This is a genomic window from Vibrio splendidus (assembly GCF_003345295.1).
Classification (GTDB): domain Bacteria; phylum Pseudomonadota; class Gammaproteobacteria; order Enterobacterales; family Vibrionaceae; genus Vibrio; species Vibrio splendidus_K.
Genome location: NZ_CP031055.1, coordinates 1,980,681 through 2,006,003, shown reverse-complemented (window position 1 = coordinate 2,006,003; position 25,323 = coordinate 1,980,681). Strand labels below are relative to the sequence as shown.

Genomic DNA, 25,323 nt, shown 5'->3' with positions numbered 1-25,323 from the left:
GGGCTTTTTTGTACCTTGAATCTAATTTCTACAACTGAACACCTTCCGTCTAATCCTCTCGTCGACACTGATAAGACCACTCATACCTTATGGTTATTATCAATGGAACTTGTTTGAGGTCACACGCACAAAACCACAAATAATGTATGGTAATGACATAGGTTTAATAATATTAATAATATTGTATTACTTAAATTTTAATTGTTGATAACTCGCGTGTGCGAAAGGTAAAGGTAGGACTTAGGTATGATTCAAATCGTTATTGATGGGAAATATCGAATCGTCGAGCAAGGACAAACCGTTCTTGAAGCGGCAAAAACATGTGGTTTAGAGATCCCATCTTTATGTGGTTTGAACAAAACAGCGGATAAAGTACCGTGTGACTTGTGTGTTGTTGAAGTTGATGGCGTTGGTGTCACTCGTTCTTGTGAGCTTGAAGTGTCTAATGGGCTGAATATTACCACCCGGTCAAAGCAGTTAACGATTCATCGGCAAGACGCGTTGAACCGCATCATGACCGATCATTACGCCGATTGTGAAGCGCCATGCCAAACAGCGTGTCCTGCTGGGGTCGATATCCAATCTTACCTGCATCATATTGCGAGAAATGATCACATCAAAGCGATAGAGGTGATCAAAAAGACACTACCAATGCCGCTTTCGATTGGTCGAGTATGTCCTGCTTTCTGTGAAACGGAATGTCGTCGCAACTTGGTCGATGAATCCATCGCGATTCGCCAACTCAAACGACACGCTGCCGACGCAGATTTAGCCGCTCAAGAGAGCTACATACCAACTAAGAAGCCAAACAAAGGCAAGCACGTAGCAATCGTCGGTAGTGGCCCCGGTGGTCTTACTGCGGGTTATTATCTATCTAACGAAGGCTATGATGTCAGTGTTTATGAGTCGATGCCCAAAGCGGGGGGTTGGCTGCGTTACGGTATCCCTGAATATCGTTTACCTAAGTCGATTCTAGATAAAGAAATCGAACTGATGTGTCGTAATGGGATGTCGGTAGAGTGTGATAAAAAGCTCGGTGTTGATTTTACACTGTCTGATTTGAGTAACGATTTTGATGCGGTTTGTTTAGCCGTTGGCGCATCGAAAGCGGTTGAAATGAATTATCCGGGCAGCGAGCTTGGCGGTTGTTACCTAGGCGTCGATTACCTGAAAGATTACGTGACCGATCAGCAGTATGTCACTGGTAAAAAGGTTGCAGTGATCGGTGGTGGTAATACCGCGATTGACTGTGCTCGAACTGCTGTTCGTGATGGCGCTGATACCACGCTGATCTACCGTCGTACTCGAGATGAGATGCCTGCAGAAGATTACGAAATCGAAGAAGCTGAGCATGAAGGCGTGAAATTCCACTTCTTAACCAACCCGGCAGAAAACATAGCCGATGAAAATGGTCATGTATCAGAAATACGATTAGAGCGTATGGCTTTGGGACCAGCAGATGCCTCTGGTCGTCGTAGCCCTAAACCAACTGGCGAGTTCTTTGTTGAAGCGTTTGATACGGTCATCGCTGCCGTGTCGCAAAAGCCGGATCTGAGCTTTATGGATAACGAAGCTATTGATATCCCGCTTACGCGTTGGAATACCGCTGATGCCGATCCGCAAACCATGCATACAGGTACCGGCAATATCTTTAGTATCGGTGATTTCCGACGCGGCCCTGCAACCGCAGTGGAAGCGGTGGGGGATGGGCGCATTGCTGCACAGGCGATTGATCGGTTCTTTCATGGCGACATGGATAACATTCCGGCCAAACCGTTTAATTCAAGAAAGCACAAGCAGCTCAAAGCAGTGGATCCTGAGCAATACAAATCCATACAGCGTATGGCGCGTAAGATCATGCCAGAGCTAACACCCGAGCAGCGTGAACAAAGCTTCGACGAAGTAGAAACAGGATTTGATAATGCCGATGCAATTGCGGAAGCAGCAAGATGCCTAGAATGTGGCTGCCAAGCCAATACCGATTGCGACCTACGAGACTACTCGACCGAATACAAAGCAACGCAAACACATCCAGAGTACAAAATCGATGTGGCTTCGAATGAGAACTGGCAGGCGATACGCGCAGAAGAAGCGAAGGTCGGTTTAACAAGACAAAAATTTGCAGTTGATGACAGTTCAGAATTTATTATCTTTGATGCCAACCGCTGTATCAGTTGCGGCCAGTGTATCCAAGCGTGTCGCGAACAGAATGTTCATGGCGTTTTAAGCTTCATGAATCAATCTGATGGCAAGCCTGCATCAAGACCTGAATGTCGTCCTAATTTTGGGGCAGACAAGACCTTAATGGGTGACTCAAACTGCGTTCAATGTGGATCTTGTATTCAGGCGTGTCCAACCGGTGCAATGGTGGATGCTCGTGATAGAAAGCAGGGAGACACAGACCTACTCAAGAAAGTCGATACCATCTGCACCTATTGTGGTGTGGGCTGTAAGCTAACCATGCATATCGATGAGCAGAAAAACAAAATCCGTTATATCGAAGGCGGTGACTCTCCGGTTAATGAAGGCATGTTGTGTGTTAAGGGGCGATTCGGCTTCGATTTTGTGGGCAGTGATGCGCGTTTAACCACACCATTAATTCGTAAAGATGGCTGGTTGCAACCTGCAAGTTGGGAAGAAGCGATTAAGCTCATTGCTGATAAATTTACCGCGATTAAACAGGGCTTTGGTAGCAATGCTTTGGCGGGCTTCTCATCGGCGAAAACCACCAATGAAGACAACTATGCCTTCCAAAAATTCATACGCCGTGAATTAGGCACTAATAACGTCGATCACTGTGCACGTCTTTGTCATGCTTCTACTGTTACTGGTTTAGAGGCTTCGCTGGGTAGCGGGGCGATGACCAATGATATTCCAAGTATCAAGCATTCAGATGTGATCTTTATTATCGGTTCAGACACGACTTCAGCACACCCAATTATTGGCTCGCACATCAAGCAAGCGGTGAGGCATGGTGGCGCACGATTGATCGTTGCTGATCCAAAACGAATCGATATTGCTGACCATGCTGAGCTTTACTTAGCGCACCGACCGGGCACTGATGTGATGCTGATTAATGGTGTGATGCAGCAGATCATCAAACACGGTTGGTACGACCAAGATTATATTGATGATCGTGTTGACGGCTTTGATACCTTATTGCAGGAAGTCATGTCACCAAGCTATTCACTTGATAAAGTTGAATTAGTGACTGGCGTGAAAGCGGAAGATATTTTCGCGATGGCTCGCTTGATTGGTACTGCAGAACGCACCGCAGTGTATTATTCGATGGGTATTACGCAACACACTACTGGTCACGACAACGTACGTTCAATCGCTAATCTACAACTCTTGTGTGGCAACATTGGTATCGAAGGCGGTGGTATAAACCCATTACGTGGTCAATCCAATGTTCAGGGCGCGTGTGATATGGGGGCATTGCCGAACAACCTTCCAGGTTATCAGAAAGTGTATAACCCGATAGTTCGTCAAAAATTCGCGATGGAATGGGGAGTTTCTGACTTACCAGCGGAAGCGGGGTTAACGCTCACCGAAATTATTGATGGAGCGTGCCATCGAGATGTTCGCGGTCTGTATGTCATGGGTGAGAACCCAGTGTTGAGTGACCCAAATCAAGCGCATGTGATTGAAGGCCTTGAAGCGTTAGATTTCCTAGTGGTTCAAGATATTTTCTTAACCGAAACCGCTCAGTATGCCGATGTGGTTCTGCCGTCTTGTTCGTTTGCTGAAAAGTCTGGCCACTTCACTAATACAGAGCGCCGAGTCCAACGTATTAATCCTGCTGTTAATCCGCCCGGTGACGCGAAAGAAGATTGGGTGATTATTCAAATGCTAGCCAATGCAATGGACGGCGGTTGGGACTATAAAACCGTTGCTGATATCACCAATGAGATAGCACGTGTAACGCCGCAGTATGGTGGTTTACGTTGGGAGAATATTACGGTGAACGGCGTCCAATGGCCAAGTAATAAGAATAACCCTGACGGTACACGCATCATGCACCAGACTCAATTCACTCGCGGGCGTGGTCAAATGGAAGCGATTCCGTTTAGATACGCAGCAGAACTTCCTGATGCGGAATACCCGCTAGTATTAACGACAGGTCGCATCCTAGAACAGTTCCACACCGGGACCATGACACGTAAAACCAAAGGGCTTGATAACTTGGCAGGACCACGTGCGATGGTGAGTGTTCATGATGCCGAAGCGTTAGGGATCTCGAATGGCCAGATGCTCAAAGTATCAACCCGTCGTGGAGAAATTGAAATCGCGGCATTTGTCACTAAGCGAATGCAAAAGGGGGTGGTATTTATTCCATTCCATTTTGTCGAATCTCCAGTTAACCGCTTAACTACGACTGCAACCGATCCGCACGCTAAGATCCCAGAGTTTAAGGTGGCGGCAGTCCGCATTGACCCCATTCGTGAGTCTGAAGCAGAAACAACAGAAGTTTAGTTCCGAGCGTTAAGCTAATTAACGATAGGCATTAAAAAGCCGCGTAACTCTCAGAGTTATGCGGCTTTATTTATTGAGCTAGATTCGGTGTCAAATGACCGAGTTAGTCGCTTAGTTTGAAGCGAGTTCGTTACCGTGAACACCAAATTGCTTTGCGGCGTATGCCACGCGCTCTGCAGGTTTTGGATATTCAGCTGGCGTGCCTAGGTTTTCAATATGATGCAAGCGAGGCAATAAACCCGCGCCGTTTGCAATCTGTATTGCTAATCCTGGACGAGCGTTTAGCTCTAGTACCATTGGACCTTCTTCTTGATCTAAAACCATGTCAGTGCCCATGTAACCAAGGCCTGTCATTTCCCACGCGCTTGATGCTAGCGTAAGCAGTTTTTCCCAATGCGGTACTTGAAGTTGTGCCAACTCTTTGTCCGTGTCCGGGTGGTGAGTCACAGGGTGGTCAAATTGAACCGCACGAACGGCTTTACCCGTCGCGATACAGATGCCCACACCCACAGCGCCTTGGTGCAAGTTTGCCTTGCCGTCAGAAGCTGAAGTAGAAAGACGCATCATCGCCATCACAGGGTAGCCTTTGAATACGATAATTCGTACATCGGGCACACCTTCATAACTGAAGCCATCAAAACACTCGTCAAACTTGATGAGGTTTTCAACCACGGCTACGTCGTTCTTACCACCCAGTGAGAAAAGACCCGCGAGAGCTTTACTGATGTGACGCTCTACGTCTTCTTCATTGATAGTCGAACCCGATGGCTTGGTATAAACACCATCCTTGTGAGAAATAACAACAAGGATACCTTTACCACCACTACCTTGAGCGGGCTTGATTACAAACCCCGGCCACTCTTTAACCATCTTGTGGATTGTTTTTACTTCAGCTTGGTGACCAATAACGCCAATCAGTGTTGGTACGGTTGCACCAGCTTGTTCAGCAATAATCTTAGTCTTAAGCTTGTCATCAACGAGTGGATACTTGGAACGATCATTGTAGCGACCAATATAGCTATGGTTACGCTTGTTCATTCCCATTATGCCTTTGTCTTTCAACTTAAACGGTGAAGTAAATTGATCAAACATAACTTAGTCCTCCGCTAGCGGTTTAAAGCGACGAAGCTCGGTTAGACGGTAGCCTGTGTAGTTACCTAGTAGCAAGATGGTCGCTAGAATAACAAGCTGTAAACCAATAAAGTTAAATGTTAAATGCTGGATGAACGGGTTAGTCATGCCTAAGTAAACAAGAACAGCGGTAAATAGAGAGCCACCACCTTGTAGCACTACCTCTTTCGCCCCTTCTTCTTCCCATAGGATAGACATACGTTCGATAGTCCAAGATAGGATAATCATTGGGAAGAACGTAATCGATAGACCTTCAGTCAGACCGACTTTAAACGCCACTACAGTAAACACAGAGATAATCATGATTACCGTAATGATTACGGCGGATATCCTGGCGACCAGTAGCAAGTTGAGCTTGGATAAGTAACTTCGAATAATAAGACCTGTACCTACAATCAGTAGGAAGCCGACAATACCCGTTACCAATTGTGTTTGTACAAAGGCTACCGCAATCAGTACAGGCATGAACGTACCAGACGTCTTCAGACCGATGATGACTCGTAGGAACACAACAATCAGAGCACCGATAGGAATCAGCATGATGGTTTTAAACATCGCTTGCTCTTCTAACGGTAGACTGTGAATGGAAAGGTTTAACAGTTGATCCGCAGAGACTTTACTGTTGGTTGCTTCAGTGGGAGTCACCTCCTGAGCAATCATAGAGAAGTGTACTTTACTGTTCTGACCGCCAACCACGTCTAATAGAGATACATTTGATTCATCCCAAATTAGCAGGTTTGGCTGAACTTGCTGTTCGCTTGATTCAGGAGAGAATAAAACCCATTGGTCGTTATCCCAGATCTGGTTCATTTGCTGGATAGATTGACGACGACGGCCATCTTCTAGCTCGATAACGCCAACCACTTTATTGTGGATATTTGCTGCTGAAAGTAGCTTGTGTGTTGCTTCAACTTTGCTCATGTTATTCAGAATCAGCGCAGAGTTTTGGCTGTCTGGATCATTAAGTGTTTTGATAAGTTCACGAGTGAAGGTGATGTTGTCTGCTGAGCGCTTAGTTGCTCGGTCAATCAGTGCCAACGCTGCCGCTTCTTCTGGGCCATCAAAGCTTGGTTGCGTGATTTCACCTTCTGGTGGGATAGCATCAACTTTCGCTTGGTTATCGACAAGGAATTGAGTTTTGTAGTAGATAGTTTGCGGGCCATCAGCGTGGCGAATAGACCATTCAGCACGACGACCTGACTCGGTGTTCAAGTAAGAGATGCCGTAACCTGGTGACGAAGCTGACTCACCAATAAGTGTGTAATTAGACTGAGTGTGAGGAGCTGCTAATGAAACTTTTGCTTCTTTGCCTACTGCGTTGAACTCAATACGAGCTTCAACGTCCCAAACCTGTCTGGTTTCCCCTGGAGTCCAAGGTACACCGTAGGTGGTATGTCTGAACATACTCAGTGTTATACCTGCCACGATAAGCAGGAATATAGAGATATAAAATGGAATTCTTGACGTCATAGCTTACCCTACTATTGTTATTTAACTTCCGTTTGTACGTACTTTTTACTTACATCTACTAGCGCTATGTCTTTGATAAATTCGCGCCCTAGTAATACAGGGTGACTCATTTGAGAGCGATCCGCCAATGTAAATTGCGCTTTTTCATGGATTTTTCCAACTTTTACCCATAATTCGATCACAGCTCGACGTTCTGTCTGGTCATTGGTTGACTGACGGATTTTTACATACCGCACAACGGGCGCTTCAATCCATTTTTGGTCTTCTACAGCTTGTGCTTTATCAGCCAAATGGAATCTCACCCAGTCTTTACCGTTACGTTCGAATTCTTTGATATCGACAGCATTTAAAGAAGAAGTGGTTGCGCCAGTATCAACGCGCGCATCAAAGCTTTGTTTGATCGAGTCGATAGACACTTTCTCGATTCCGCCAAGGATGGTCGGTTGTAACGTAGTAGTGATAGGAGTAGCTGCTACGACGACGGGTTCTTCTTCCTCTAGCTCTTCAATAACCTTATGTTCCATGCTGGTCAGATGAACATCTAATTGACTAGAAAGAGTGGTGATTTCGTCTTCTAAGCTTTCAATATAATCACTTTGATTACTTAGTTGTAGTTCAAGATTTTGAACCTTATTTGCGATGTTTGTCTCTGAGCGGGCAATAGCGTCGAGAGTTTCTTGGTGGTAGGTAGCACCGTTCGTGAGGGTACAACCAGAGAGCAAACCAACCGCCACGATAGGCGATAATCGCTTAAACATATAAAAAACCTTTGAGAATTAGAGAATAGTTCAGACTATTTAGTAGTTTATCCCACAAAAAAGGACGCGTGAAGCATCCTATTGTAAGAGTCTGGTCATATTGAATCGCTATGTGAGCGCTACGAAAATTATTGTGATCTGAGTTCGTTCATTTGTTAAGCATGAGCGCGAATTTTATATAATTCATGCTCATGCTATTCAAAACTTACACATATAAATAACTAAGACTGAGTGACCACAGAGTTCATGGCTTTGGTCCTATAGAAATTACGGTTTCGTCGCGACAAGAACGGCACGTCTTGGTGCAGGGTGACCCTCAACCGTTTTACTTGGATCGTTCGGATCGAGGTAATCTGGAAGAGAGTTGTGTGTCATCCATTCTGTTGTGCGTTGTTCGCCAATCGTCGTGACATTTTCGTCAACGATACGCACGTCTTCAAAGCCAACCTGTTCTAGCCAGCGTTTCAGTGCGCGAGCAGAAGGGAAGAAGTATACATTTCTCATTTGCGCGTAACGGTCAACAGGGACCAATACCGCATTCTCGTCACCTTCAATCACCAAGGTTTCAAGAACCAGCTCACCGCCAGATGCCAATTGGTCTTTTAGCTGAATCAAGTGATCCAGAGGTGAACGACGGTGATACAGAACACCCATGCTAAATACAGTGTCGTAGGCTTCTAGTTTTGGCAGTTGCTCAATACCTAAAGGTAATAGGTGAGCACGTTGGTCATCGCCCATTAACTTACGAATCGCTTCAAACTGAACCAAGAATAGGTGAGAAGGGTCGATACCCACCGTTAGGCGTGCGCCTTCACCTAGCATGCGCCACATGTGGTAACCATTGCCACAACCTACATCGAGCACCGAGCGGTTTTTCAATGGAGAAATATGAGGAAGGACACGGTCCCATTTCCAGTCACTGCGCCACTCCGTATCGATATGAATATCGTGAACGGTGTAAGGACCTTTCCTCCACGGGTGGAAGGTCTTTAGTAAGCTTTCTAACTTCTTAAGTTCACCTGTGTGAAATGGTGTCGAGCTACCAATGGTTACTGAGTTTTTCAGATCAACTTGGTCAGGCACGCCTTGAGGGATTTTATTCAGTGCACGTAACCAGCGGTCGAAGTCACCGTGCTCTGCATTTTGCCAATCCGTCAGCTGTTGAGGAAGAACATTGAGCCACGGCTGTAGGCGAGTGTCTTGGGCAATGAGTTGATAAAAATTGGCAAAATTAAACATAGTTTTTCACTGAGTTAATAGGGTCAATAAACCCTAAAATAAAAATTAAATTTGTCATTCCCTACAGTGAGGGACGAACATGATAGGGAATCTCGGTTTATCGTACTTGATAGAGATCCCCAACTCGCTCGTTCCTCGCTCTTGAGGATGACGTTTTAGTTCGAGCTGACTGGGTATGTGCGCTATTTAATCGCGAACATTGAACCAAAGTTGAAGCATTGGAACCAGACTTCGCTGCTTGAGAAGCCAATCTTATCAAAGCGTTCCTTGTGGACAGGGATCGAGTCTGGACGCATCACGTTTTCGATTGCACTGCGTTTTTGGCTTACTTCAAGCTCACTGTATCCATTGGCACGTTTGAAATCATGGTGCAGATCGATAAGCAGTTCATTTGAACTTTCATCTTCGAATACGTATTTTTCTGACAGAATTAAGATCCCGCCCGGGCGCAAGCCTGCATAAATTCTCTCAAGCAGAGCGTATCGGTCGTCGGGAGACAGAAATTGCAGCGTAAAGTTAAGAACAACAACAGAGGCGTCTTTAATTTCTACTTCACGGATGTCGGCTTCAATGACTTCTACTGGCGTGTCACTGCGGTAAGCATTAACGTGCAACTTACAGCGTTCAACCATCGCTTGTGAATTATCAACAGCGAAAATGGTGCAGCCTTCTTGCTGAATATGGCGACGCATAGAAAGTGTCGCCGCGCCAAGAGAGCAGCCTAGGTCATAAATATTTGAATGTGGCTTTACAAAGCGCTCAGCCAGCATGCCGATTGCAGAGATGATATTGCTATAGCCAGGCACCGAGCGTTGAATCATATCCGGAAATACTTCAGCAACCCTTGCATCAAAGGTGAAATCACCAATTTTATCAATAGGAGCGGAAAAGATATTGTCTGTGTTGCTCATGGCATTTTCTCTCGACAGTCAGCGTAATTGGCACAAAATTCATACCAAATAAAAGGGGACGTATTTTACGTAAAAAAAGCGCGGCTGTCACGAAAACTGAGATTGATGAAAGTGAACGCGTGTTAGTGGTTGTTTACTATCAAAACATCGAGATTTGATGGTCACCTTTTTGAGCAGGAAACTCCGCCAAATTAGGCAAGGTTATCTGTGTGTGTTCAGCAACTTGCGTCTGTAATTGCTTATAGATAGCAATCGCCAACTCAGGGGCGTGATTATTGTCTGGGGTGTGAATCATCAAATAAGGTTGTTTGCCTTCATTTAACCAAGTCGGTAATTTCGCGAACCAAGGTTTAAAGAAAGCGAGATTGGGTTCCTGATCTGGATGTCCAATAAAGCGAACCATCGGATTGTTTGCCGTCGCAATGGCATGAACCGGAACACGTGGTTTCTTTTGATGTGCGTCGATCACCGCTTCTGTGGTTGGTGGTGCGGAGAAAACAGGGCGACTATCCATGATGATGCGATTGATCCCTTCTTCTATTAGCCAATGATTGAAACGTTTTTCGGCATCGCCTTTATCAAAGAAGCCAAGGTGACGAACTTCAACGCCGAGCTGCATGTCTTTTGGAAACAAGGTACAAAATTTTTGCAGGGCAGGGAGCATGCTGGGTTCGAAGCTATGGGGCAATTGAATCGTCCACTGACCAATGCGCCTATGCAGGGGCGACATGGTGAGCAGAAATTCTTTGAGTTCGGCTTGGCAATGTTTTAAGTGCTGCTGGTGGGTGATGAACTTAGGCAGCTTAAAAGTAAACTTGAAATCATCGTGACTTGCGGCTTTCCAGTTATTGACCGTTGAGATACTGGGTGTCGCATAGAAAGTCGTGTTGCCTTCAACGGTATGAAAAACTTGGGTGTACTTCTCTAAGCGTTCAGCAGGTTTTGTTCCCTTACCATAGAACTGACTTTGCCACTCAGAATGAGACCACATTGTTAATCCAAGTCTTAGAGGTAAAGTTTCAGTTGTTATTACACTAGCATCCATCTATTACACCGTTATTCATAAAGCGATCAGTCATTACAAAAAGTTTTTGGTTTGAAACGAAAATCTACTTTACGAGAGTTTTGCTGATTAAGGTACTTTCGAGATATAATTAGCGCAATTTTTTCGGTTTTGATGAATCTTTGCGCACTTGATGGGCTAAAAAGCAGCAAAGCCAGATAAAACACAATAAATTCGAATGTGGAAGGTCGATTTTAAACGAGTTTCCGCGTATAAATGTTCCTTTGCTCTGTTATGTGGAATGACCACTGACAGCTTGGAAACTAGTAAATAATTAAGAGATTGGGAAATTCATTATGCGTACCCATTACTGTGGTAACCTGAACAAGTCCCTGGCGGGACAAACTGTAGAATTGTGCGGCTGGGTAAACCGTCGCCGTGATTTAGGCGGTCTTATCTTTATCGATATGCGAGATCGTGAAGGCGTCGTTCAGGTTGTTGTCGATCCAGATATGAAAGATATCTTCCCGATCGCTAACCAACTGCGTAATGAATTCTGTATCAAATTTACTGGTGAAGTACGTGTTCGTCCTGACAGCCAAGTAAATAAAGATATGGCGACGGGTGAAGTTGAGCTTTACGCAACTGGCCTAGAGATCATCAACCGTTCAGAAGCGCTTCCACTAGACTTCAACCAAACGAACTCTGAAGAGCAGCGTCTTAAGTACCGTTACATCGATCTTCGTCGTCCAGAAATGAGCGATCGTATCAAGCTTCGTGCACGTGCTTCTAGCTTCGTTCGTCGTTTCCTAGATGAGAACCTATTCCTAGACATCGAAACACCAGTACTAACGAAAGCGACACCTGAAGGCGCTCGTGATTACCTAGTACCAAGCCGTGTTCACAAAGGTAGCTTCTACGCACTTCCTCAATCTCCTCAGCTGTTCAAACAATTGCTGATGATGTCTGGTTTTGACCGTTACTACCAAATCGTTAAATGTTTCCGTGATGAAGATTTACGTGCTGACCGTCAGCCTGAATTTACTCAAATCGATATCGAAACATCGTTCATGTCTTCTCAAGAAGTGCGTAACATCACTGAGAAGCTAGTTCACGATATGTGGAAAGAGCTTCTAGATGTTGAACTGGGCCAATTCCCAGTAATGCCTTTCTCTGAAGCGATTCGTCGTTTCGGTTCTGATAAGCCAGACCTACGTAACCCACTAGAATTAGTAGACGTTGCTGACTTGGTTAAAGACGTTGAGTTCAAAGTATTCTCTGGCCCTGCGAACGACGAAAAAGGTCGCGTAGCGGTTATCCGTGTACCAGGTGGCGCTAAGTTAACTCGTAAGCAAATCGACGGTTACGCAGAGCATGTAGGTATCTACGGCGCGAAAGGTCTAGCTTGGATGAAGGTTAACGACCGTGCTGCTGGCATGGAAGGTATCCAATCTCCAGTTGCTAAGTTCCTAAACGAAGACGTGATCAACGGTCTTCTTGAGCGCACTCAAGCTGAATCTGGCGATATCATCCTATTTGGTGCAGATAAAGCGAACATCGTTGCTGAAGCAATGGGCGCACTTCGTATCAAGCTAGGAGATGACCTAGAGCTAACAGATAAGAAAGCGTGGGCTCCACTTTGGGTTATTGATTTCCCAATGTTCGAAGAAGATGGCGAAGGCAATCTTCACGCTATGCACCACCCATTCACATCACCACTTGGTGTGAATGCGGAAGAGCTAAAATCGAACCCAGCAGCAGCTAACTCTGATGCCTACGACATGGTAATCAACGGCTACGAAGTCGGCGGCGGTTCTGTACGTATTCACAGCGCAGAAATGCAAACGGCTGTATTCGGTATCTTAGGTATTGAAGCTAAAGAGCAACAAGAGAAGTTCGGTTTCCTACTTGAAGCACTTAAGTACGGTACGCCACCACACGCAGGTCTAGCATTCGGTCTTGACCGTTTAGCAATGCTTCTTTGTGGTACAGAGAACATCCGTGACGTTATCGCATTCCCGAAAACAACAGCTGCAGCATGTCTGTTAACAGACGCGCCAAGCCTAGCAAACCCAGCATCACTGGAAGAGCTAGCAATCGCTGTTAACTTAGCGAAGAAAGAAGACTAATCAAACGATTAAGCTCAACTTTCTAATCAAGCAGTGAGTTTTCGATAGAGCTTAAGTCTTAGATAGCACTTAAGCTTTCAACAAAACTTAGTTTTTGATAGAACTTTTTCTTTCGCAGAACAACGAAATGCCCGTTAATTTGACGGGCATTTTTTTTTGCGTTCGATATACTAAGCTCATAAAGCATGTATAAATAATCAGTATTGAAGTTATGTCTATTATCTTAGGGATTGACCCTGGTTCTCGTATTACCGGCTATGGCGTGATTCGTCAAAATGGTCGTCATCTATATTACTTAGGTAGTGGTTGTATTCGCACTTCCGAAAAAGAATTGCCAGGTCGCTTAAAGCAAATCTATGCAGGCGTGAGTGAGATCATTACTCAGTTTCAGCCTGACGTATTCGCGATCGAACAAGTGTTCATGGCGAAGAATGCCGATTCAGCACTTAAACTTGGCCAAGCTCGTGGCAGTGCGATTGTAGCAGCAGTGAATGCTGATTTGCCTGTACATGAGTATGCGGCTCGTTTGATCAAACAAGCGGTGACAGGTAACGGTGGCGCTGATAAGTCGATGGTTCAGAATATGGTGATGAGTATGCTCAAACTACCCGCTAAGCCACAAGCCGATGCAGCCGATGCTCTAGGCGTAGCTATCACTCACGCTAACACCAATAAAACCTTGGTCGCACTCGCAGGTAAAGCAACAGGAGCAAGAAAAGGGCGTTACCGTTAAATCTCATTCTATTGTTAGTTCCTAATATTCTGCCTTTTAAACTTATTCTATTGATGAGCCTTACAGCCGGTTTGGCTCATATCAACACAATACGCCGCTAAATCCTTGATGAAATGAGATCTTTCGAACATAACCCAGATAATAACATTGCGTATCATTTAACATGTTATTAACATTGGTCGGAGGTCTTACAAGTTAATCAAGGATGATCACTGATGAACCCAATCAAGCTGTGGCGCGCGCTGTTTCTACCCAAAAGCAATGGGTGGAGTAACAACGAAGTCAGACAAGCCGATATCTTATTACTCTTCACTTTTATCGCATTCTTCGTGGGCGTCTATAGCTTAATCAAGTGGACTAAGCACGAAGAGCAACTTCTGATCGCTACATCTGTATTTCTTATCGTATTCGAACTGATCTCTGCACTGCTACTTCGTGTGACGAGTAAGCCGAGCCTTGCACTTAACTTTGGTTTTGTCGGCATGGCTGTCCACGCGTTGAACATCATTTACCAAAGCGGTGGTGTTGTGGCTTCCACTCAAGCTTATTGGGTGCCTTTGTTAGTGGTCGCTTTCTTCTTATCTGGAACACGAATTGTGGCTTTGGTGTGGAGTGGACTGGTTATCGGTGTTTCATTAGTGATGACCTCAGCACATCTCAATGGATTTGCATTTCCCCAGCTTGAGCTAACCCCTGATGCGGTAGTGTTAGAAACTTGGTCTGGTGTGATTATGCCGCTGGTGGTGATCTGCATTGCCCAAGCATTTACTGCGAAACAGAAAGAGGTGGCGATCGAAATGGCAGAGGATGCGATTTCAGAAAGCCAACACGTTGCCAATCAAGCGACGCAAAGTGAAGGTCGGCTCTCTATCGTGCTCGACCAAGCCAATTCGAATTCAGAGAGTCTACAAGGTGTTTCGGTTCATTTAGATCAGCAGTCGCAAGACCTGCATGCTCAAGTCGAAGTGTTGAATGTCAATTGTGAATCTCAGGCGAGTGCAGCAGAACAGATGAGCCAACAGCTGCATCAAATGACTCAAGGTATCGAAGAATCCAATTCATTTGTGGGTGAACTGAAAGAGCGCAGTGAAGCGGTTGGAACCAAAGCGCAAAAGAGCTCTGAGTCACTAGAAGCCTCAACCAGTGCAATCAGCCAGATCATTCAAAGTAATCAAGAGATCATGAAAGTCGCCGATTTGATTACTTCCGTAGCCGAACAAACCAACCTATTAGCACTCAACGCAGCAATAGAAGCCGCTCGAGCCGGTGAACAAGGACGAGGTTTTGCTGTGGTGGCCGATCAAGTGAGAGAGCTATCGGCGAAAAGCAGTCATTCTGCGATAGAGATTCGAACTTTGTTAGACCGCAGCAAAGAAGAAGTTGAACACGGCAGAGCAATCATCGAAACCACGGCGAGCGAGATGAACGGCATCATATCAGAGGTGCAAACCATCTCAACAGATGTTAATCAGCTCACCAATATCATGGCCATGCAGATGAGCTCTCTGAAAGAACTCGATCTCGCGAGTTCAGAGGTGGCGCAGAGTGTGGCAGAAACTAAATCTGTATCGGGTTTAGTGGCCAATTATGGTTCTGAATTAACAGGCCATGTTGCTTCGGTAAAAGAACTGGTTGAAAGCCTGAATAGTGTGGTTTCCCAAGCTAAGCAAGCTTAAATAAATCACCTTAATAAACACAAAGAACTGGATAAGCATCCAGTTCTTTTATATTCTGTCCCTCAAATAATATTCCATCAAGAGAGTGAATTGTGATCGGACGCCTACGCGGTACATTAATAGAAAAACAGCCACCAGAGTTGCTAATCGAAGTCAGTGGTGTTGGTTATGAAGTACAAATGCCAATGAGCTGTTTTTATGAATTACCAAACGTTGGCGAAGAGGCAATTATCTACACTCACTTTGTCGTACGTGAAGATGCGCAGCTACTTTATGGTTTCAATACGGTAAAAGAGCGTGCTCTGTTCCGTGAAGTCATCAAAGCAAATGGTGTAGGTCCTAAGCTAGGTCTTGGCATACTTTCAGGCATGACCGCTAGCCAGTTTGTTCAGAGTGTTGAACGTGAAGATATCTCTACGCTGGTTAAACTGCCGGGTGTGGGTAAGAAAACCGCAGAGCGTCTTGTCGTTGAAATGAAAGACCGCCTGAAAGGGTGGGGCGCAGGTGATCTGTTTACGCCTGCAACGGATGCTGCGCCAATGGACTCGATGCCAGCGGTTCACGATGCTGAAGAAGAAGCGGTAAGCGCACTACTTGCGTTGGGTTATAAACCGACTCAAGCCTCTAAAGTTGTTGCTCAAGTGGCTAAAGATGGCATGACCAGCGAACAATTGATTCGCGAAGCACTGAAGTCGATGGTTTAATACCTCATATACTTGTTCTACAAAATAGACTCATTCACTTTGCCTGTGCGCAGAGTTAGGAATAACAGAATTTATGATTGAAGCCGATCGCCTGATTGCACCGGATAATCCGGTCTTTAAAGATGAAGATGTTATCGACCGTGCAATACGTCCAAAGGCGCTAGCCGACTATCAAGGTCAGGACCACGTTCGTAACCAGATGGAGATTTTCATTCAAGCCGCTCAAATGCGAAATGAAGCTCTGGATCATCTGTTGATTTTTGGCCCTCCCGGTTTAGGTAAAACCACGTTGGCAAACATTGTTGCCAATGAAATGGATGTGAGCATCCGTACCACTTCAGGCCCTGTTCTAGAGAAAGCCGGTGACCTTGCGGCGCTACTGACTAACCTTGAAGAAAATGATGTGCTGTTCATTGATGAGATCCACCGTCTGAGCCCAGTGGTTGAAGAGGTGTTGTATCCCGCAATGGAAGATTACCAATTGGATATCATGATTGGTGAAGGCCCTGCGGCACGTTCTATCAAAATTGATCTTCCTCCGTTCACTTTGATTGGCGCAACCACTCGCGCTGGCTCACTGACGTCTCCGTTACGTGACCGTTTCGGCATTACCCAGCGTCTTGAGTATTACAAAGTAGAAGATCTTCAAAATATCGTTCAACGCAGCGCGGATTGCCTTGGCCTATCTCTGGAGTCTGAAGGTGCATTAGAAATTGCTCGCCGTGCGCGTGGTACACCACGTATTGCTAACCGTTTACTACGTCGTGTTCGTGACTATGCGGAAGTGAAAGGCGATGGACATATTTGCCCAGACGTTGCAGATAAAGCGCTTAACATGCTGGACGTTGACGCCAAAGGCTTTGACTACATGGATAGAAAGCTTCTGCTTGCGATCATGGAGAAGTTTGGTGGTGGTCCGGTTGGTATCGACAACATGGCTGCCGCGATTGGTGAAGAGAGAGACACCATTGAAGATGTGTTAGAGCCTTACTTGATACAACAAGGTTATCTACAAAGAACACCAAGAGGTCGAATCGCGACCGACAGAGCGTATTTACATTTCGGAATAGATAAGCCTTCTAATCGTTAAAGTATTCATTTCTAAAGATCCCAGTTGCATAAGCGCTGGGATTTTTTGCTTTTTATTGAATAACAACTCTTTGAGCAAATCGATAAAAAGGCGAATTATCGAAATTCAAAAATGGAAACTTTGATTCCAAGTTTGATTTGGCTAACAAAAAATGAAATAAACTGTCATATCTTTTGTTAATACTTTATAGGTAGTTGTAATTGGTATGTTGAGGTGGTGCTGAGCTTTTGTCACAGATATCATGCGCGGTTATTAACAAGGCTAAAATTGGTGTGATTTTAATCATGATTGTTTAAAAATAACTCTAATTTGCTTGAATAAAATTGATACAAATCAACGCAGACTTCTCCTATAAACCTTTTGAAACATACTGATTTTACCAGTAATATTAGCGCCAGCTATATTAGCTCATACTTAACAATAATCTAACTATAACGGTACGTTTTTGCTACAAATTTCAATTTGTAATAACAATTACATAAATTGTTTTAACATGGATTTTTGCGGTGAATAATCACACAAGTGTCATTCAGCCGACACAAAGGAGTTACCATGATTGATGTTGTTGATCTGTCGCGATTGCAGTTTGCATTTACAGCGATGTATCACTTCCTATTTGTTCCACTGACCTTAGGTATGGCATTTCTTCTTGCCATTATGGAGTCAGTATATGTAATGACGGGCAAACAAATTTACAAGGACATGACCAAGTTCTGGGGTAAATTGTTTGGTATTAACTTTGCTCTTGGTGTAGCGACAGGCTTAACCATGGAGTTTCAGTTTGGTACAAACTGGTCTTACTATTCTCACTACGTTGGAGACATCTTCGGTGCTCCGCTAGCTATTGAAGCGCTTGTTGCATTCTTCCTAGAGTCTACTTTTGTTGGTCTTTTCTTCTTCGGTTGGGACAGATTGTCAAAGCGTCAGCACTTAGCGGTAACGTGGTTAGTAGCACTTGGCTCTAACTTCTCAGCGCTATGGATCTTGGTAGCAAACGGCTGGATGCAAAACCCAGTGGGTGCAGAATTTAACTTTGAAACCATGCGTATGGAAATGGTGAGCTTCGCTGAAGTTGTACTAAACCCAGTAGCACAAGTTAAATTTGTACACACAGTGGCGTCTGGTTACACAACGGGTGCAATGTTCATCCTTGGTATCAGTTCATACTACATTCTTAAAGGTCGTGACCTTGCCTTTGCTCGTCGCTCTTTTGCGATTGCAGCATCTTTCGGTATGGCGGCGATCCTGTCAGTAATCGTACTAGGTGATGAATCTGGCTACGAGCTTGGCGAAGTTCAAAAAGTGAAGCTCGCTGCGGTAGAAGCCGAGTGGCACACTGAAGAAGCACCAGCCGCATTTACTGTTTTTGGTATTCCAAACCAAGAAACAATGAATACTGACTACGCAATTAAAATCCCATACGTAATGGGCATCATCGCAACGCGTTCGCTTGATACTGAAGTAACGGGCCTACGTGACCTACGTGATGATCACGTTGATCGTATCCGCACTGGTATGTACGCATACGAGCTGCTTGAAAAGCTACGTTCAGGCGACAAGTCTGAAGAAAACATCGCAGCGTTCGACGAAGTGAAAGGTGACCTAGGTTACGGTCTGCTTCTTAAGCGCTACACAGATGACGTTGTTGATGCAACAGAAGATCAAATCCAAATGGCTGCGGATGATTCTATCCCAACAGTTTGGCCTCTATTCTGGTCATTCCGTCTGATGGTTGCTTGTGGCTTCATCATGCTGTTTGTATTCGGTGCGGCGTTTGTTCAAACGTGTCGTCAGAAGATCGAACAGAAACCATGGGTACTCAAAGCGGCGCTATTCTCAATCCCACTACCTTGGATTGCGATTGAAGCAGGTTGGTTCGTTGCTGAGTTTGGTCGTCAGCCATGGGCGGTTGGTGAAATCCTACCGGTTAACGTTGCTGCATCAGCACTGACTATTGAACAGCTTTGGACTTCTCTATTTGCGATTCTTGCACTGTACACAGTGTTCTTGATTGCTGAAGTTTACCTAATGCTGAAATTCGCACGTAAAGGTCCAAGTAGCTTAAAGACAGGCCGTTACCACTTCGAACAAAACGATAACTCTGTTGAAGACAAAGTTAGCCGTTCAGTCGAAGTATAAGTGAGGGAATATTATGTTTGATTACGAAAGCTTACGACTTATTTGGTGGGTATTGATCGGTGTTCTACTGGTTGGTTTCGCCGTAACTGATGGCTTCGATATGGGTGTTGCAGCCCTTTCTCCTGTTATCGGTAAGAGCGACACTGAACGTCGTATTATGCTAAACACGATTGCCCCTCACTGGGATGGCAACCAAGTTTGGCTTATCACTGCTGGTGGTGCATTGTTTGCTGCATGGCCACTGGTTTACGCGACGTCTTTCTCTGGTTTCTACTTCGCAATGTACGCGACGTTAGCAGCGCTTTGGTTACGTCCACTTGCTCTTGATTACCGCTCTAAGATTGAAGATCCAAAATGGCGTAAAACTTGGGACTACGCACTTTGCTTTAGTGGCACAGTACCACCAATCATTTTCGGTGTGGCATTTGGTAACCTACTACAAGGTGTACCATTTGATCTGAACGAATTTATGATGTCTAAGTACCATGGTACGTTCTTTGCTCTGCTTAACCCATTTGCATTGCTTTGTGGTGTGTTGGCTCTGATGTTGTTCGTGATGCAAGGTGCAACATGGCTTCAAATGAAGACAACAGAAGAACTGCACAGCCGCGCTCGTAACGTTGCTCAGATCACGGGCCTAATTGCTATTGCTCTGTTCATTATTGGTGGCTTCTGGGTTCAGTCTATTGAAGGCTACGTAATCACTAGCACGATGGACACGTTTGCTGATTCAAACCCACTAAACAAAGAAGTATCACTTCAAGTTGGTGCTTGGATGACAAACTTCGAAACGTATCCAGCAATGTGGGCTGCGCCGATCCTTGGTGTCGCAATGCCACTGCTTGCTGTGATTGCATCTCGCTTTGAGCGTGGTGGTTTCGCATTCTTGTTCTCAAGCCTATCTAACGCTGGTGTTATTTTAACGGCTGGTTTTGCAATGTTCCCATTCGTAATGCCATCAAGCCTGAACCCTAGCCATAGTTTGACTATGTGGGATTCAACAGCGAGTGAGCTAACGCTTGGTCTTATGACCGGAGTTGCGGCGGTAATGGTTCCTGTGATTCTTGGCTACACAACTTGGACATACTACAAAATGTTCGGTCGTCTAGATAAGAAACACATCGAAGATAACGACGTTTCAGCTTACTAAGCTAGAAGTTAAATAACTTAGGAGAAATTTTATGTGGTATTTCGCATGGATTTTGGGTGTACTTCTAGCATGTGCATTCGGCATCATCAATGCTCTATGGTTAGAGCATTCAGAAATGATGGATAAAGACAGTGAGTAATCTCGCGGAGCAAATCGCTAAACTGCATCAACCAATGGATAAGACTCTGTTAAGAGCTTTATCCCTCGTATTGGGTTTCATGCATGTTGGTTTAGTGATGTGGGATCCTGAAGCGTATGCGACAAGCATCGGTGGCTTTAACGCGATCATCGGGCCAATGTTTATTTGGGCAGTGTGCTCAAGCATGGTTTACGGTATCGGGTTTAAGCCTAGAGCTTGGATGTGGCAGCTACTGTTTAGCCCATACGTTTCACTCACAATTTTGCTCTACCTAACTGTGTTGCGCCTTTTATAAAAGGCAGAAGATTTAGGTTCATAACGACGTGAACCTTTATACTTGTTGGGTTTTTAGCCAAAAAGAGGTCATCTTATACAGATGGCCTTTTTTTTCGTCTATTAAATCAAAAAATTCACAGCGATATACTATTAATGATAAGGAGTTAGGTTATAGTGAGATCTTTATCGTTTTGGACTGTGGTATCAAATTGCAGGGAATATCTAAGCCATTTACGTGGCCAGTGACAGTGTATTACGAAGACACCGATGCAGGTGGTGTTGTATACCATTCAAACTATCTTAAGTTTTTCGAACGCGCTCGAACTGAGATGTTGCGCTCAATTGGCGTCTCTCAGCAAGTCTTGTTAGAACAAAATATCGGTTTTGTAGTCCGACATATGGACATTGATTTTATTCAAGGTGCGCGACTTGATGATTCTTTACAAGTCATTACAAATATTTACGAGTTGAAGCGAGCTACCTTGGTCTTCTGTCAAGAGATCGTAAATCCTGATGGCAAGGCATTGTGTAAAGCAATGGTTAAGGTAGCATGTATCGATAATCAAAAAATGAAACCCAAAGCAATGCCAACATTTATTCTCACGGAGCTAACGAATAGTGACTGCTGAAATCTCAATCTTAGGCCTAATTTTAGAAGCTAGCTTACTAGTTAAGATGGTCATGCTGATTCTTATGGGCATGTCTGTTGTTTCTTGGGCAATGATCATAAAAAGAAGTAAAGTATTATCTCAAGCTTCTAAACAAACTGACGTATTTGAAGATAAGTTCTGGTCAGGCGTTGATCTCGCAAAACTGTACCAAGAGAGCAATAAGCGCAAAGACGAGCTTTCTGGTACTGAAGAAATTTTCTACGCAGGCTTTACTGAGTTTGCTCGCCTTCGTAAATCGAATGCAACATCTCCTGACTTCATTATGGAAGGCACTGGCCGTGCAATGCGCGTAGCGGTTGCCCGTGAAGTAGACGAGCTAGAAACCAACTTACCTTTCTTAGCAACCGTTGGTTCTATCAGTCCATACATCGGCCTATTTGGTACGGTTTGGGGCATCATGCACTCATTCATCGCATTAGGTGAAGTGAAGCAAGCGACATTAGCAATGGTTGCTCCTGGTATTGCAGAGGCGCTGATCGCGACAGCAATGGGCCTATTCGCGGCGATTCCAGCTGTAATGGCTTACAACCGCTTTAGCAGTCGAGTCGGTAAGCTAGAGCACAACTATGCGACTTTCTCTGAAGAGTTCCACAGTATTCTTCACCGTCAAGCGATGGCTGGCAGGGAATAATAGATGGCCGGATACCAACCTAAAAAACGCAAAATGACAGCAGAGATTAACGTTGTACCTTACATCGACGTTATGCTTGTTTTGCTGATTATTTTTATGGTGACTTCGCCATTCGTTACTCAAGGCGTAGACGTTGAATTGCCTAAGGCTTCAACGGCTCAGTCTGCACAAGATCTATTGGGTGACGACAATGCGAGCTTTATTATCGTTGAAGTGAACAAAGACGGTGAGCTTGGTTTGAGTGTGAATAACGAAGAAGTACAGCGTGGTTTATCGATGGAAGATATTATCGTCCGAGTGAAAGCCGAGCTGTCTCTTAAGCCAAACTCTCCAGTGGCGGTTGGTGGTGATGCCGCAACGCCTTACGCTGAAGTGGTTTTATTACTTGATGAATTAAGCCGTGCAGGTGTGCCAAAGGTTGGCCTACTAACGGATATAAGGGAATAGCTCCGTAGCATTCATGAAAGCGAATAATAAGAAATCCCATAATTTTAGATCACCGCTTCTTATCTCTCTTGGGCTGCACGTCATCTTATTCGTTGCGCTTATTTGGGGGGCGGATTTCACGATGTCGGAACCAAAGCCTACTGGGCAGATGGTTCAAGCCGTGGTGATTGATCCTCAGTTGGTTCGCCAACAAGCTCAACAGATTCGCCAGCAAAGAGAAGCAGCGAGTAAGAAAGAGCAAGAGCGTCTAGACAAACTAAGACGTGAAAGCGAACGACTTGAAAAAAATCGTAAAGCTGAAGAAGAGAACATTCGAAAGCTGAAAGAAAAGCAGGCTAAAGAAGCGAAAGCCGCTCGCGAAGCTGAAAAGCGTCGAGTTGAGAATGAAAAACAACGTAAAGTTGAAGAGGCTCGTTTAAAGCAAGAACAAAAGAAAGCCGCTAAAGCAGAAGCTGATCGTAAATTGAAAGAAGCAGCGGTTGTGAAAGCAGAAAAAGAGCGCAAAGCCAAAGAAGTGGCGATTGCTAAAGCTGAACAAGAACGCGTGGCAAAAGAGAAAGCCGCGAAAGAAGCTGCAGATAAAGCTCGTAAAGAAAAAGAAGCCGCTGAACGTGCTGAAAAGCAACGTATAGCGAAAGAGAAAGAAGCGGCAGCCGCAGCGGAGAAAGCGCGCAAAGCAAAAGAAGCTGCAGCAAGAGCTGAAAAAGAGCGTAAACAGCAAGAAGCAGCATTGAACGACATCTTTGCTGGACTGGAGACTGAATCGACTCAAAACTCTTCAGCAAGACAACAGTTTATTAGTGATGAAGCACAGCGTTACGGTGCTATTTATACCCAACTGATTCAGCAGAACCTGTTGTTAGAAGACAGCTATAGAGGACGCTCATGTCGAGTGAACCTTAAGCTGATTCCAACGGGCTCTAACGCGATATTGGGTAGCTTAAGTATCTTAGATGGCGATAGCCGTTTATGTGCAGCAACCAAGCGTGCTGTGGCGCAAGTGCAATCTTACCCGTTGCCGAAAGACCCAGACATTGTGAAATCACTGAAAGACATTAACTTAACTGTATCACCAGAGTAAAAGGACGAACTTGTGTTAAAGAAACTATTACTGAGTTTTGTTTTCTTAATAGCTACAAGCAGCCAGTTTGCACACGCGGCACTGGAGCTGGTTATTACAGACGGTATTAACTCCGCAAGACCTATCGCTATTGTCCCTTTCCGTTGGGAAGGCGCAGAGCCATTGCCACACGATGTATCAGCGGTTATTGCTTCTGACTTACAACGCAGTGGTAAATTTAGCCCAGTTGCAACAAGCAAAATGCCACAGACGCCTTACAGCGAAAGTGAGGTGGATTTTGATGCTTGGACTAACTTAGGCGTTGATTCACTGCTAACAGGTAGCATCACTAAAAATGCTGAAGGGCAATATGTAGTCAACTACCAGTTGATTGACATTGTTCGTGGTCAACTGACCAAAGGACAAAGCCGTGCGTTAAGTGATGAGGGCCAACTGGTACTTTCTAAAGACCACGTGTTGTTCAATAAGAAAGCGACAGTTCCTGGTAAACGCTTGAGAGAGTATGCACACCGTATTTCTGATTTAGTTTATGAAGAACTGACTGGCGAGAAAGGTGCGTTCTTAACTCGTATTTCTTATGTGGTAGTGAACGACAAAGATAAATACCCATACCAACTTCGTGTTGCTGACTACGATGGTTTTAACGAGCGCTTGGTACTTCGTTCTAAGCAACCTCTAATGTCACCGGCATGGTCACCAGACGGCAAAAAGCTTGCTTATGTGAGTTTCCAAAATGGCCAAGCTGAAATATTCATCATGAATATTTACACGGGTGAGCGTGAGAAAGTAACGTCATACCCTCGTCATAATGGTGCGCCAAGATTCTCGCCAGATGGTAAGACATTGGCATTGGTATTGTCGAAAACAGGCAGCCTTCAGGTGTACACTCTTGACCTTGCTAGCCGTAAGCTGACTCAAATTACTCGTGGCCGTTCTAATAACACGGAACCATTCTGGCACCCAGATGGCAAGTCTCTTATTTTCACATCGGATCGTGGTGGTAAACCACAGATTTATAATGTAAATTTGTCCAATAATTCGACTTCTCGTATTACTTGGCAAGGTAGCCAAAACTTAGGTGGCCAGATCACCCCTGACGGACGATTCCTGATTATGGTCAATCGTAGCAACTCAGGTTTTAACTTGGCTAAGCAAGATTTGGAAACCGGTGCGGTTCAGGTGCTAACAAAGACATTGTTAGATGAATCTCCAAGTATTGCACCGAATGGAGGTATGGTTATCTATAGCTCTATTTACAACAAAACTAACGTACTATCGATGGTTTCTATCGATGGCCGTTTTAAAGCTAGATTACCGGCAACCAACGGACGTGTAAGAGCGCCTGCATGGTCACCGTTCCTCTAGTTGAAGTGATAAATTCTTTTAGCTATTGATAGTGTTAACTATTGTGGCAATTAACTATCTATAGCACTTAGTCGCTGTAGAAACTAAGTTTGATAACGTAAGGA

Annotated in this window: 21 protein-coding genes; 15 read left to right on the top strand and 6 right to left on the bottom strand. The window is 44.7% G+C overall.

All coding sequences use genetic code 11. The features are described from left to right. Nucleotides 1-246: 246 nt before the first annotated feature. Nucleotides 247-4,476 (top strand): formate dehydrogenase subunit alpha, encoded by a 4,230-nt coding sequence (fdhF, locus tag DUN60_RS08765; RefSeq protein WP_114633771.1) that lies wholly within the window; start codon nucleotides 247-249, stop codon nucleotides 4,474-4,476. A gap of 111 nt (nucleotides 4,477-4,587) precedes the next feature. Here fdhF and DUN60_RS08760 read toward each other — a convergent pair whose 3' ends face one another. The 6 genes from DUN60_RS08760 to DUN60_RS08735 all read right to left on the bottom strand — a co-directional run bounded on the left by DUN60_RS08760 (nucleotide 4,588) and on the right by DUN60_RS08735 (nucleotide 11,030). After that, nucleotides 4,588-5,568, bottom strand: coding sequence for an alpha-L-glutamate ligase-like protein (locus tag DUN60_RS08760; protein ID WP_114633770.1), 981 nt, complete (start codon nucleotides 5,566-5,568; stop codon nucleotides 4,588-4,590). A 3-nt stretch (nucleotides 5,569-5,571) separates the two neighbouring features. Then, a complete protein-coding gene (locus DUN60_RS08755; RefSeq protein ID WP_054547295.1) occupies nucleotides 5,572-7,077 on the bottom strand; it encodes an inactive transglutaminase family protein in 1,506 nt (501 codons plus the stop codon). A gap of 17 nt (nucleotides 7,078-7,094) precedes the next feature. Continuing rightward, nucleotides 7,095-7,835 (bottom strand): ATP-dependent zinc protease family protein, encoded by a 741-nt coding sequence (locus tag DUN60_RS08750; protein WP_054547296.1) that lies wholly within the window; start codon nucleotides 7,833-7,835, stop codon nucleotides 7,095-7,097. Nucleotides 7,836-8,102: 267 nt separating this feature from the next. Continuing rightward, nucleotides 8,103-9,074, bottom strand: coding sequence for a tRNA 5-methoxyuridine(34)/uridine 5-oxyacetic acid(34) synthase CmoB (cmoB, locus tag DUN60_RS08745; protein WP_004736466.1), 972 nt, complete (start codon nucleotides 9,072-9,074; stop codon nucleotides 8,103-8,105). A gap of 182 nt (nucleotides 9,075-9,256) precedes the next feature. Next, a complete protein-coding gene (cmoA, locus tag DUN60_RS08740; protein WP_017078176.1) occupies nucleotides 9,257-9,985 on the bottom strand; it encodes a carboxy-S-adenosyl-L-methionine synthase CmoA in 729 nt (242 codons plus the stop codon). A gap of 139 nt (nucleotides 9,986-10,124) precedes the next feature. Then, the gene (locus DUN60_RS08735; protein ID WP_065103270.1) at nucleotides 10,125-11,030 is read right to left on the bottom strand and encodes a DUF72 domain-containing protein; all 906 of its coding nucleotides are present in this window, start codon (nucleotides 11,028-11,030) and stop codon (nucleotides 10,125-10,127) included. Nucleotides 11,031-11,344: 314 nt separating this feature from the next. Here DUN60_RS08735 and aspS point away from each other — a divergent pair, with 314 nt between their 5' ends. From aspS to tolB, 14 genes are all read left to right on the top strand, one after another. After that, entirely contained in the window at nucleotides 11,345-13,117 is a 1,773-nt protein-coding gene (gene aspS / locus DUN60_RS08730; protein ID WP_004736469.1) for an aspartate--tRNA ligase, read from the top strand. Between the two features lie 211 nt (nucleotides 13,118-13,328). After that, the gene (gene ruvC, locus DUN60_RS08725; RefSeq protein ID WP_004736470.1) at nucleotides 13,329-13,850 is read left to right on the top strand and encodes a crossover junction endodeoxyribonuclease RuvC; all 522 of its coding nucleotides are present in this window, start codon (nucleotides 13,329-13,331) and stop codon (nucleotides 13,848-13,850) included. A gap of 215 nt (nucleotides 13,851-14,065) precedes the next feature. Next, a complete protein-coding gene (locus DUN60_RS08720) occupies nucleotides 14,066-15,526 on the top strand; it encodes a methyl-accepting chemotaxis protein (RefSeq protein ID WP_114633769.1) in 1,461 nt (486 codons plus the stop codon). Between the two features lie 92 nt (nucleotides 15,527-15,618). Then, nucleotides 15,619-16,230, top strand: a complete 612-nt coding sequence (gene ruvA, locus DUN60_RS08715) for a Holliday junction branch migration protein RuvA (RefSeq protein WP_017111036.1) — start codon at nucleotides 15,619-15,621, stop codon at nucleotides 16,228-16,230. 73 nt (nucleotides 16,231-16,303) lie between these two features. Further along, nucleotides 16,304-17,320: a Holliday junction branch migration DNA helicase RuvB gene (gene ruvB, locus DUN60_RS08710; protein WP_017083931.1), complete on the top strand. Its 1,017-nt coding sequence runs from the start codon at nucleotides 16,304-16,306 to the stop codon at nucleotides 17,318-17,320. A 552-nt stretch (nucleotides 17,321-17,872) separates the two neighbouring features. Continuing rightward, nucleotides 17,873-19,459, top strand: a complete 1,587-nt coding sequence (cydA, locus tag DUN60_RS08705; protein WP_004736475.1) for a cytochrome ubiquinol oxidase subunit I — start codon at nucleotides 17,873-17,875, stop codon at nucleotides 19,457-19,459. 13 nt (nucleotides 19,460-19,472) lie between these two features. Next, complete coding sequence (gene cydB, locus DUN60_RS08700) at nucleotides 19,473-20,609, top strand: cytochrome d ubiquinol oxidase subunit II (protein WP_114633768.1); 1,137 nt, start codon at nucleotides 19,473-19,475, stop codon at nucleotides 20,607-20,609. Between the two features lie 31 nt (nucleotides 20,610-20,640). Beyond that, a complete protein-coding gene (gene cydX / locus DUN60_RS08695) occupies nucleotides 20,641-20,748 on the top strand; it encodes a cytochrome bd-I oxidase subunit CydX (RefSeq protein WP_000270284.1) in 108 nt (35 codons plus the stop codon). After that, nucleotides 20,741-21,043 (top strand): cyd operon protein YbgE, encoded by a 303-nt coding sequence (ybgE, locus tag DUN60_RS08690; RefSeq protein WP_017055065.1) that lies wholly within the window; start codon nucleotides 20,741-20,743, stop codon nucleotides 21,041-21,043. The genes cydX and ybgE overlap by 8 nt, the downstream gene beginning before the upstream one ends. Before the next feature lie 172 nt (nucleotides 21,044-21,215). Next, on the top strand, nucleotides 21,216-21,653 hold the full coding sequence (gene ybgC / locus DUN60_RS08685; RefSeq protein WP_017078182.1) for a tol-pal system-associated acyl-CoA thioesterase: 438 nt from the start codon (nucleotides 21,216-21,218) through the stop codon (nucleotides 21,651-21,653). Beyond that, nucleotides 21,643-22,326, top strand: a complete 684-nt coding sequence (tolQ, locus tag DUN60_RS08680; protein ID WP_004736480.1) for a protein TolQ — start codon at nucleotides 21,643-21,645, stop codon at nucleotides 22,324-22,326. The genes ybgC and tolQ overlap by 11 nt, the downstream gene beginning before the upstream one ends. A 3-nt stretch (nucleotides 22,327-22,329) precedes the next feature. Further along, nucleotides 22,330-22,773, top strand: a complete 444-nt coding sequence (gene tolR / locus DUN60_RS08675) for a protein TolR (RefSeq protein WP_004736481.1) — start codon at nucleotides 22,330-22,332, stop codon at nucleotides 22,771-22,773. A gap of 13 nt (nucleotides 22,774-22,786) precedes the next feature. Next, nucleotides 22,787-23,854 carry a cell envelope integrity protein TolA gene (gene tolA / locus DUN60_RS08670; RefSeq protein WP_114633767.1) on the top strand — a complete coding sequence of 356 codons (1,068 nt, stop codon included), beginning with the start codon at nucleotides 22,787-22,789 and terminating at the stop codon, nucleotides 23,852-23,854. A 12-nt stretch (nucleotides 23,855-23,866) separates the two neighbouring features. Continuing rightward, nucleotides 23,867-25,219 (top strand): Tol-Pal system beta propeller repeat protein TolB, encoded by a 1,353-nt coding sequence (tolB, locus tag DUN60_RS08665; RefSeq protein WP_017083928.1) that lies wholly within the window; start codon nucleotides 23,867-23,869, stop codon nucleotides 25,217-25,219. The last annotated feature ends 104 nt before the right edge of the window (nucleotides 25,220-25,323 follow it).